The sequence below is a fragment of the Micromonospora sp. NBC_00858 genome (assembly GCF_045207365.1).
Taxonomy (GTDB): domain Bacteria; phylum Actinomycetota; class Actinomycetes; order Mycobacteriales; family Micromonosporaceae; genus Micromonospora.
This window is the reverse complement of sequence record NZ_CP108828.1, coordinates 7,738,464-7,748,626: the sequence shown is the minus strand read 5'-3', so window position 1 is coordinate 7,748,626 and position 10,163 is coordinate 7,738,464. Positions and strand designations below refer to the sequence as shown.

Genomic DNA, 10,163 nt, shown 5'->3' with positions numbered 1-10,163 from the left:
ACCCCGTTTCGGGGCAACCGCTCAAACCTACTTGGTCGAATTTTCATTGTCAACCTCATGTTCGAGGCGATCAATGTGATTCGTCCGGACCCACGATGACGCACGCCGTACCCGGCGGTCGTTACTGTCGTGGGAAGCCGCAGACCGGCCGATCGCCACTTCGTGGCTCTCCGCCCGGCTCCTGCCGGCTTCAGAACTCTACCCGGTCGGCTTCGCGTTCGCAACCCCGTTTCCGGAGTGTTCCGCACCGCCCGATCCTCAGTCTCGCTCGGCGTTCCCGCCACGAGCCTGGTGCCTGGTCTCGGCCGGTTTGTCCGGCCTCCCCCGTGCAGAGAGAAAGTTACGCGGACGGCCCCGAGAAGGCAAATCAGGGTTCATCACTGGTTCGGCTCACGAGGGCGCTGCGATGTCCCACGCAGCCGGGGACGCGGGGCGCGTCGGCGTGCCAGAGTGTCAGGCATGGATGAGTCCGGGCTCGGCGCCACGGTGTTCGCCGAGGAGGCGCTGCTGGGCCTCCTCCTGCCGTTCTGGCAGTTGGTGATCGGCGCGGTAGTGCTGGTCGTGCTGGTGCTCTCGGTGGGGCGGTTGGCGCGGCGGGGCCGGTCCCGGATGAGCACCGCCCTGCTGGTCACCGCCGCGGCCATCGCCGGCTTGGCGACGATCGGCGTCCTGTTGGAGGGCTGAAGGCTCAGAGCCGGCGGTTGGCCAGGCTGGGCAGCTCGGCACGGATCGCGGCGAGCCGGTCGAGGTCCAGGTCGACGACGGACACCCCCGGGCCGTCCGGCAACTGGGTGAGGACCGTCCCCCACGGGTCGACCACCATGCTGCGCCCGAAGCAGGTGCGGCCGGGCTCGTGGTCGCCGGTCTGTCCAGCGGCCGCCACAAAGCACTGGTTCTCGATCGCCCGGGCCCGCAGCAGGACCTCCCAGTGGTCCCGCCCGGTGTGGAGCATGAACGCCGCCGGGACCACCAACAACTGGGCGCCCCCCTCGGTGGCGAGTCGCCGGTACAGCTCCGGGAAGCGCAGGTCGTAACAGATCGACAGGCCGACCCGGAGGCCCTCGACGTCGACCACCACGGGCTGGACACCAGCAGCGACGCTCGCCGACTCCAAGTACGAGACCCGGCCGGGAATCTCCACGTCGTACAGGTGGATCTTGCGATAGCTCGCGGCGAGACTGCCGGACCGGTCGAACACCAGCGAGGTGTTCCAGGTGTGCTGCGGGTCCGGGCCGGCCTCGTGGAACGACCCGGCCACCAGCCAGATGCCGAGTCGCCGGGCGATCTCGGCGAAGAAGCTGCCCACCTCGCCGTCCACCGGCTCCGGATCGGGCAACCCGGTGGCGGGGCCGAGGTAGTCGACGTACTCCGGCAGGACGGCGAGGTCCGCGCCGCCAGCGGCGGCGCGTTCCAGCAGGGCCTCCGCGGCGGCCAGGTTGGCCTTGCGGTCTTCCCGGGCGTTCAGCTGGCAGACGGCGACGCGCATGAGCCCAGGGTACGGCCGGGAGGGCCGGCGCCGACAGCTTCAGATGCTGGCCAGCACCAGAGCACCGGCGGCGAAGCCGAGGCCGGCGACCTGGATCGGGCGCAACCGCTCTCGGTCGACGGCGAGCGCGAGCAGCACGGTACTGGCCGGGTAGAGCGCGGTGATCGCCGCGACGATGCTCAGGTGGCCACGGGCGGCGGCGGCGAGGAAGAGCGCGTTGGCAGCGCTGTCGAGCAGGCCGGCGACTGCCGCCCAGCCCAGCACCCGCCGTCCGAGCCGGAGCCGCACGCCGGTCCCGACGGCGAGTGCGAGACCGAACGCGATCGAGCTGGCCCGCACCGCCGCCACCGGCCACATCCCGGCGCCCTCATCGGCCTGGCCGAGCAGCGTGAAGAAGACGCCGAAGAGTGCGCCGGCGGCGAGGGACAACCCCACCAGCCGCGCCGGGACGGACCGCCGGCTACCACCGTCTCCCAGGCTCACCAGTGCGATCGCCAGCACGGCAAGGCCCGCCCCGGTGAGTGCCGCTGCGCCGGGGAAGGTCGCGGTGAACAGGCCGGCGATGATCGGCACCACGGCGGCGGTGATCGCGGTGACCGGCGCCACCACGGCCATCATCCCGCCGGCGAGCGCCCGGTAGAGCAGCATGACCCCGGCCGCGCCGGCCACCCCGGCGAGCAGCCCCCAGGCGATGTCCCCGGCGGTCGGGGTGCCGGGCACCACCAGCACCAGGACGACCAGCAGCGGAACGCTCAGCAGCTGGGAGATCACAGTCACGGCGATCGGGTCCGCACGGCGGGACGCCTTCCCACCGGAGAAGTCGGCGGTGCCGAACGCGACTGCGGACACTGCGGCAAGGACAATGGGGAGCATAGAGTGTTCGTATCACAATAGTGACCGTGAGGGATAGTTTAATGACCGAGACCGGAACCGGCCGGGTGGGCGCGGTCACCGCCGCGGTGGCCCAGCAGGTACGCGAGCTACGCGCCGCCCGGGGCTGGTCCTTCGACGAGTTGGCCGGCCGGTCCGGGGTGAGCAAGGGCATGCTCGTGCAGATCGAGAGCGCACGCACCAACCCGAGCGTCGGCACACTGTGCCGGGTCGCCGACGCGTTCGGCGTCAACATCGCCCGACTGCTGGAGCCCGCCGAGGAACGGACCGTGAAGATCACCTCGGCCGCCGAGGCGCCGGTGCTCTGGCAGGGCGAGCGCGGCGGCACGGGCCACCTGCTGAGCGGGCTGGGCGAGCCGGATCTGGTCGAGCTCTGGGACTGGCGGATGGAGGCCGGGGAGGCGCACCGCTCCCCCGACCACCCGCGCGGCACCCGGGAGGTGCTGCACGTGCTGACCGGCGCGGTGGTCGTCCGGGTCGACGGGCAGGACCACCCCGTCCGGGCCGGCGAGACCATCGAGTTTCACGCCGACCGGGAGCACGGCTACCGCAACGATGCCGACGTACCGGCACGGCTGATGATGGTGACGGTCACCCCGTCGGGCGAATGGGATCGACGAACCCGTTCGCGCCGGCCGCGTCAGGACTGAACGGGCCGGCGCGACGCGAGAACGATCAGGCCGACTTCTCCTCGCGGTCCCGCCGGGCCCGACGGCCGGTGAACTCGCGCGGCACGATGGTCGGGTTGACGTTCTCCAGGACCACCTCGCGGGTGATCAGCACCCGAGCGGCGTCGGGGTTGCTCGGCACCTCGAACATCGCGGAGAGCAGAACCTCCTCGATGATGGCCCGGAGGCCACGGGCACCGGTGCCCCGCAACATGGCCTGGTCGGCGATGGCCTCCAGCGCCGGCTCGTCGAACTCCAGCTCGACGCCGTCCAACTCGAAGAGGCGCTGGTACTGCCGGACCAGGGCGTTGCGCGGCTCGGTGAGGATCCGTACGAGAGCGCTGCGGTCCAGGCTGCGCACATTGGTGATCACCGGCAGCCGGCCGACGAACTCGGGGATCAGCCCGAACTTGAGCATGTCCTCCGGCATTACCTGGCTGAAGATGTCATCGGTCGACCGGTCGGAGACCGACCGGAGCCGGGCACCGAAGCCGGTGCCGCCCTGCCCGGTGCGGGACTCGATGATCTGATCCAGCCCCGCGAAGGCACCACCGCAGATGAACAGCACGTTGGTGGTGTCGATCTGGATGAACTCCTGGTGCGGGTGCTTGCGACCGCCCTGCGGCGGCACGTTGGCCACCGTGCCTTCGAGCATCTTGAGCAGGGCCTGCTGCACGCCCTCGCCGGAGACGTCCCGCGTGATCGACGGATTCTCCGACTTGCGGGCGATCTTGTCGACCTCGTCGATGTAGATGATGCCGGTCTCGGCGCGCTTGATGTCGTAGTCGGCGGCCTGGATCAGCTTGAGGAGGATGTTCTCCACATCCTCACCGACGTAGCCCGCCTCGGTCAGCGCGGTGGCATCGGCGATGGCGAACGGGACGTTCAACATCCGGGCCAGCGTCTGCGCCAGGTGGGTCTTGCCGCACCCGGTCGGGCCGAGCAGCAGGATGTTGGACTTGGCCAGCTCGACGGCGTCGCTGCCGGAGCCCGGCGCGCCGGCCGCCTCGGCCTGGATCCGCTTGTAGTGGTTGTAGACCGCGACGGCGAGCGCCTTCTTGGCCTGATCCTGCCCGACGACGTAGTTGTCGAGGAACTGGCAGATCTCCATCGGCTTGGGAAGCTCTTCCCACTTCACCTCGCCGGACTCAGCCAACTCCTCTTCGATGATCTCGTTGCAGAGATCGATGCACTCGTCGCAGATGTAGACCCCAGGGCCCGCGATGAGCTTCTTCACCTGCTTCTGCGACTTGCCGCAGAAGGAGCATTTCAGTAGGTCGCCGCCGTCACCGATCCGTGCCACCTACGTTCTCCCTGCACTCATCGGCCGGAGACCCGGCCCTGACCTGCGGACGCTGCGCGCCGTCCCGCTCCGTTCACCCCCGCCGGCCCAACCGGCGAAGCGGTACGGACCCGACGTTACCCGCTGGCGGGGCATTCTCCGACCCCCAAAACGGGTGTGTCAGAGGTCGGCCGGGAACCGATGCCCCGGCCAACCTCTGACCCGGTGCTGCTCAGCTGGCGGCGTTGGCTGCCAGCAGGCCCTTCTTGCGGCTGGTCAGGATCGTGTCGACCAACCCGTACTCCTTGGACTCCTCGGCCGTCATGATCTTGTCGCGGTCGATGTCCTTGCGAACCTGCTCGATCGGCCGGTTGCAGTGCCGAGAGAGCATGTCCTCCAGCTGCGTACGCATCCGGAGGATCTCCCGAGCCTGGATCTCGATGTCCGAGCCCTGCCCGTAGCCGCCCTCGGTGGCCGGCTGGTGGATGATGATCCGCGAGTTCGGAAGAGCCATCCGCTTACCCGGCGTGCCGGCCGACAGCAGCACCGCTGCCGCGCTGGCGGCCTGCCCGAGGCAGACCGTCTGGATGTCCGGGCGGACGTACTGCATGGTGTCGTAGATCGCCGTCATCGCGGTGAACGAGCCACCCGGCGAGTTGATGTACATGATGATGTCGCGGTCCGGATCGGTGCCCTCGAGCGTCAGCAGCTGGGCCATCACGTCGTTGGCCGACGCGTCGTCCACCTGGACGCCGAGGAAGATGATCCGGTCCTCGAAGAGCTTGTTGTACGGGTTCGACTCCTTGACCCCGTACGACGTGCGCTCGACGAACGACGGCAGCACGTAACGGTTGTGCACGGCCGCGAACTGGGGCGGCAAGCTCAGATCGGTCATCGTCAGCTCCTCAGCTCAGGGTCCCGGCGCCATCCGGAACCTGAGCGGCCCCGATGATCACCTTGTCGATGAAGCCGTAGTCCATGGCCTCCTGGGCGGTGAACCAACGGTCCCGGTCCGAGTCCGCCTCGATCTGCCCCTGGCTCTGGCCGGTGTGGTGCGCGACCCGCTCCTGGAACATCCGCTTCGTGTAGAGCATCTGCTCCGCCTGGATGGCGATGTCGGACGCCGTGCCGCCCAGACCACCGGACGGCTGGTGCATCATGATCCGGGCGTGCGGCAGGGCGTACCGCTTGCCCTTGGTGCCCGCGCAGAGCAGCAGCTGGCCCATCGAGGCCGCCATGCCCATCGCCACGGTCGACACGTCGTTGTCGATGAACTGCATGGTGTCGTAGATCGCCATGCCGGAGTAGACCGAGCCACCCGGCGAGTTGATCCACAGATTGATGTCGCGGTCCGGGTCCTCCGCGGCGAGCAGCAGCAGCTGCGCGCAGATGCGGTTGGCGACCTGGTCGGTCACCTCGCTGCCCAGGAAGATGATGCGCTCCTTGAGCAACCGGTTGTAGACCGAGTCGTCGAGGTTGCCAATGGTGTCGCCACCTCGGGCATCAATCGCCCGGAGCGGCTTCGCTGGGATGTGCATGTCGGTCATGGCAGCCCTTCGCTCTCCGTACCGTCTTTCCCGACACTAACCGCTGTGCGGGGCGGCAGAGTCCCGGTCGGGGCACTGTTCGCTCTCAGCGCAGCTGTGTCGGGCGTACCCGCGGCGCGGGCTTCCGGGCGTACCCGGAAAAGGATTTGGCCGCCGTCCACCGCACAGCGGCGGACGGCGGCCGCACCCGACGATCAGTGCTCGTGGTTGTGCTCCGCCTCGTTGGCCGCACGCAGCGCGTCAAGGGTGACCTCGTTGCCGGCCGAGTCCTTGATCTTGATCCGCTCCATGACTGCCGCGAGCGCCTTGCCCCGCCGCACGTCACCGAAGACCGCGGCAGCCGCCCCGGAGCGCATGAGCTGGTCGTAGTACTGCTGCGGGGCCATCCCGGCGCGCTGCGCCCGGTGCACGATCTCGTGGCCGAACTCGTCGTCGGAGACCTGGACGTCCTCGGCGTCGGCCAGGGTGTCCAGCAGAAGCTGCACCTTGACGCCCTCGGTCGCCGCCTCGGTCAGCTCGGCGTCGATCTGCTCCTCGGTCTTCTCCTCGGCGGCGAGGTACTCCTCCATCGAGGCGCCGATCCGCTCCAGCTGATCGATCATGGCCTGCTTGCGGCTGGCCACCTCCTCGCGGATGACACCCTCCGGCGCCGGCACCTCGGCGGCCTCGACCAGCTCCGCCAGGGCCTTGTCCCGAGCCGCGTAGATCTGCTCGACCTGCTTGCCCTGGGTGACCCGCGCCCGCAGGTCGCCGCGCAGCTCCTCGATCGTGTCGAACTCGCTCGCCATCTGGGCGAACTCGTCGTTCAGCTCCGGCAGCTCCTTCTCCTTGACCGTGCGCACGGTCACCGCCACCTCGGCGTCCCGGCCGGCGAAGTCGCCGCCGACCAGCTGGGTGGTGAAGGTGGTGCTGTCACCGGCGGCGAGACCGACCGCGGCCTCGTCGAGGCCCGGCAGGAGCTGCTTGCTGCCCACCTCGTGGGAGATGTTGCTCGCCTGGCCGCCCGGCACGTCCTCGCCGTCGACGGTGGCGTTCAGGTCGATCTGGACGAAGTCGCCCTCGGCGGCGGCGCGCTCGACGGTCTTGAGGGTGGCGAACCGCTCACGCAGGTTCTTGACCTGCTCGTCGATCTCGCTCTCGTCGATCTGCAGCTCGTCGACGGTCACCTCGATGGTCGTGGCGTCGGGGAGGGTGATCTCCGGCCGGACGTCCACCTCGGCGGTGAAGTTCAGCGAGTCACCGTCGTTGAACTCGGTGATCTCGACCTCGGGACGCCCCAGCGTCTTGAGGTCGTGCTCGCGTACCGCGGCGAGGATGTTCTCCGGGATGGCGTCCTGGACCGCTTCGTTGAGGACGGTGCCCCGGCCCACCCGCTGGTCGATCACCGCGGTCGGCACCTTGCCCCGGCGGAAGCCCGGGACCTGGACCTGCGAACCGATCTCCCGGTACGCCTTCTTGAGGCTCGGCTCGAGCTCGACGAACGGCACCTCGATGGCGAGCCGCACGCGCGTCGGGCTCAGAGTCTCGACGGTGCTCTTCACAGGCGTACTCCTTGACGGATCTCAGTTGAGTCTGGGCGTGGATTCAGCCCATCGAGTGTAGGTGAGCCGGCCTGACGCTCCGGCATCGCCCGGGGACCGCACGGAAAACTCGGGCGGCACCCGGGGCTACCCGGCCGCGGACGACAGTCGGGGTGGCGGGATTTGAACCCACGGCCCCTCGCTCCCAAAGCGAGTGCGCTACCAAGCTGCGCCACACCCCGTGGCGACGTGCAGTCTATGCCGTCGCCGCTCCCGGGACGTGCCGGGGCCGCCCCCACCCGGACACAATCCCCCGAAAGCCGCGGGCGGCGGGCAAGATCCACACAACTTCGGGGAAAGTGTGGCCTCCCGGCGCGCGGAGACCACTGCATCCAGGAAGTTGTGTGGATCTTGGGCGCATCGCGACGCGGCACAGGGCGAAGCGGTGGCGCAAGGCGGTGGCGTGGCTGCGCGGTCGGCAGGGGCATTGGGTACGCTGTCGGCGCATCCCGTTCCACTGGGATGCACGCGGGCGTAGCTCAATGGCAGAGCTTCAGTCTTCCAAACTGACGGTGCGGGTTCGATTCCCGTCGCCCGCTCCATCGACAAAGGCCCAGGTCGACCGCATGATCGCGGCACCTGGGCCTTTCGCTTCTCCCCCTCTGCATCTTGCGCGCCATCCGCGTTCCATTCACGGTCGGCATCGGCCACTTCCGGCGATGCGGCGGTCCATCGCCTGGGCAGTCTCGCTGTCACGCTCGCTGGTGTGCGGCGAGGGTGTCCGGTGTGGCGCAGGTCGTGGAAGTGGAAGCCGACCAGGCCCAGCGAGGCGACTGTTCTGGTCCACGTCACCGCCCGAGCGAAGTTGCCGGAACGCAGCGGCGCCCCCCTTCGCCGCCGATCGATGAAACAGCGAAACCGGTGCGCGCAAGGCGACGTCCCGCAACCATGGGCGGATGGGGCGTCCATCGGAGCCGGCGCAGACCGGGGGCATCCTGCGTGGCGAGGAGGACGCCCAGCAGGCCAGCTTCCTGGAGCTGTTCTTCGACCTGGTGTTGGTCTTCGCCCTGGTCGGGGTCGTAGGCCGGATGGTGCCGGAACTTCTCTCCGACAGCGCTGGCATGCGCTGGCTGGCGCTGTTGGACGTCGTCGTTCTGGGCCTGCCGCTGCTCTGGCTGTGGACGACCACGGCGTACGTCACGAGCCGGTTCGACTACCGCAACCGCTGGATTCAGCTGCTGGTCCTGGTCAGCGCGTTCGGCCTGCTGATCATGGCGACGTCTCTGTACAAGTTCGAGCAACGCGGCGCCGCCTTCGCCGTTGTGTACGTGGTGCTGCACATCGGACGCCCCTTGCTGCTCCGGCCGTTGTTGCGGGAGCACAAGGAGGTACGGGCGCTCTACACCCGTCTGGCCATCTGGGCCAGCGTCTCCGGCGTGATCTGGCTCGCCGGGGCTGCGATGCGCGGAAACCACCGGATCGGCCTGTGGTTGATCGCCATCACCGTGGACATGGTCGTGGCGCGGTTCAGATGGCCGGTACCCGGCATGGGCCGACCACCGACCAGCGCGTGGGCGATGGCCAGCAGCCGATACCTCCCCGAGCGCTACCAGCAACTGTTGCTGATCGCGCTCGGCGAGACGGTGCTGTCCATTGGCCTCGCCTACGCCAATCACCCCACCACGCTCGCCGCAAAGACGGCCCTGGTGATCACGTTCCTGTCGTCCGTGCTGATGTGGCGGATCTACTTCTATCGCGCTGGCCAGGTGCTGGCCGAGGCCGTCGAGATGGCGTCGAACCGAGCAGCTGCCGGCGGTATCGTCGGCGTGGCCCACGTGCTCATGGTGCTCGGCATCACCGCCACTGCGGCTGGCTCGGAAATCGTGCTGGCCCACCCCGAGGGGCCCTCCGTGCCGGCCTGGCTCGCGGTCATCCTCGGCGGGCCGGCGGTCTTCCTGTTCGGCCGCAGTCGGCTGGAACGGGTCGTCTTCAACCGGCTCGCCGTGCGCCGGCTCGTCGGCATCGCCGCTCTGGCTCTGCTGGCGCCGCCGCTGTTCTTCGGCCCGCCGCTGCTGGCCGCCATCGCCGCTGCCGTCGTGCTGCTCGGGGTCGCCGTCGCGGACGCTCGACGCGCCGCCGGCAGCCCACCGGAGGCCCCGTCCCCGTCCGCCTAGCGGAGACGGCCGCATCCAGTCCGCCAGAGGTCCACAGACGATGGGGAAGCGTTGGGGGATGTCGTACGCCGCTGCCGGTGCGGTCAGTCAAGACGGCAGGACGATCGCAGCGAGGATGCCGGCCACGACCAGTGCGGGGACGGCGGACAGGCTGCCTGTCAGCAACGCGGAACGCCTCCGACTATGGGTGACCAGGAGCCAGAGCGTCACCAGACTGATCAGCAGGGCGAGGAACAGCGCTGGCGTGGCCGTGTAGAGCCCGAACATCAGCATCCCCGACCGGTCGGAGTCGCAGCCCTCGTGACAGTCCGCCGGGACGTCCCCGGACAGCAGGCTCAGATACACGCCGAACGACACGACGAGCGCGCCGTACCAGCCGAGCATCACCAGGAGCGAAGCCCTCGGGTCGGGCCGGGGTGGACCAGCAACGTCCGGACGTGCCGCCGACAGGGTCATGCGGCGAATTGTCCACCACTCGCAGCGATCGGGTCGCCCTGGACAGGGCGGCACAGCCCGCCCCGCTCCGAGAGCACTCGCGTCCGCCCGATCTCGGCCACCCGACCGAGGCGTCTTGACAGGTGTCGATCTGTGCACT

10 protein-coding genes and 2 tRNA genes are annotated in these 10,163 nt (G+C 69.1%); 4 read left to right on the top strand and 8 right to left on the bottom strand.

The genetic code is table 11. From position 1 onward, the window contains the following. The first annotated feature begins 459 nt into the window (after positions 1–459). Positions 460–684: a hypothetical protein gene (locus OG990_RS36110; protein ID WP_328419478.1), complete on the top strand. Its 225-nt coding sequence runs from the start codon at positions 460–462 to the stop codon at positions 682–684. Between the two features lie 4 nt (positions 685–688). Here the strand turns inward: OG990_RS36110 and OG990_RS36105 are convergent, their stop codons facing one another. Together OG990_RS36105 and OG990_RS36100 are read right to left on the bottom strand one after the other, a co-directional pair. Next, positions 689–1,486, bottom strand: a complete 798-nt coding sequence (locus OG990_RS36105) for a carbon-nitrogen hydrolase family protein (protein ID WP_406078530.1) — start codon at positions 1,484–1,486, stop codon at positions 689–691. A 39-nt stretch (positions 1,487–1,525) separates the two neighbouring features. Next, positions 1,526–2,359 (bottom strand): EamA family transporter, encoded by an 834-nt coding sequence (locus OG990_RS36100; RefSeq protein WP_406078529.1) that lies wholly within the window; start codon positions 2,357–2,359, stop codon positions 1,526–1,528. A 41-nt stretch (positions 2,360–2,400) separates the two neighbouring features. Here OG990_RS36100 and OG990_RS36095 point away from each other — a divergent pair, with 41 nt between their 5' ends. Next, positions 2,401–3,027, top strand: a complete 627-nt coding sequence (locus tag OG990_RS36095; RefSeq protein WP_355610028.1) for an XRE family transcriptional regulator — start codon at positions 2,401–2,403, stop codon at positions 3,025–3,027. Positions 3,028–3,052: 25 nt separating this feature from the next. Here OG990_RS36095 and clpX read toward each other — a convergent pair whose 3' ends face one another. The 5 genes from clpX to OG990_RS36070 all read right to left on the bottom strand — a co-directional run bounded on the left by clpX (position 3,053) and on the right by OG990_RS36070 (position 7,636). Further along, positions 3,053–4,348 (bottom strand): ATP-dependent Clp protease ATP-binding subunit ClpX, encoded by a 1,296-nt coding sequence (gene clpX, locus OG990_RS36090; protein WP_139588132.1) that lies wholly within the window; start codon positions 4,346–4,348, stop codon positions 3,053–3,055. A 211-nt stretch (positions 4,349–4,559) separates the two neighbouring features. Continuing rightward, positions 4,560–5,222, bottom strand: coding sequence for an ATP-dependent Clp protease proteolytic subunit (locus tag OG990_RS36085; RefSeq protein ID WP_130339200.1), 663 nt, complete (start codon positions 5,220–5,222; stop codon positions 4,560–4,562). Positions 5,223–5,232: 10 nt separating this feature from the next. Continuing rightward, complete coding sequence (locus OG990_RS36080; protein WP_328419489.1) at positions 5,233–5,874, bottom strand: ATP-dependent Clp protease proteolytic subunit; 642 nt, start codon at positions 5,872–5,874, stop codon at positions 5,233–5,235. Positions 5,875–6,068: 194 nt separating this feature from the next. After that, complete coding sequence (tig, locus tag OG990_RS36075) at positions 6,069–7,415, bottom strand: trigger factor (RefSeq protein WP_328419491.1); 1,347 nt, start codon at positions 7,413–7,415, stop codon at positions 6,069–6,071. A 147-nt stretch (positions 7,416–7,562) separates the two neighbouring features. Further along, positions 7,563–7,636 (bottom strand) — tRNA-Pro (locus tag OG990_RS36070). 286 nt (positions 7,637–7,922) lie between these two features. Here OG990_RS36070 and OG990_RS36065 point away from each other — a divergent pair. Beyond that, a tRNA-Gly gene (locus OG990_RS36065) sits at positions 7,923–7,996 on the top strand. A gap of 354 nt (positions 7,997–8,350) precedes the next feature. Further along, positions 8,351–9,568: a low temperature requirement protein A gene (locus OG990_RS36060; RefSeq protein WP_406078528.1), complete on the top strand. Its 1,218-nt coding sequence runs from the start codon at positions 8,351–8,353 to the stop codon at positions 9,566–9,568. An 87-nt stretch (positions 9,569–9,655) separates the two neighbouring features. Here the strand turns inward: OG990_RS36060 and OG990_RS36055 are convergent, their stop codons facing one another. Then, positions 9,656–10,024 carry a hypothetical protein gene (locus OG990_RS36055; protein WP_406078527.1) on the bottom strand — a complete coding sequence of 123 codons (369 nt, stop codon included), beginning with the start codon at positions 10,022–10,024 and terminating at the stop codon, positions 9,656–9,658. Positions 10,025–10,163 lie beyond the last annotated feature (139 nt).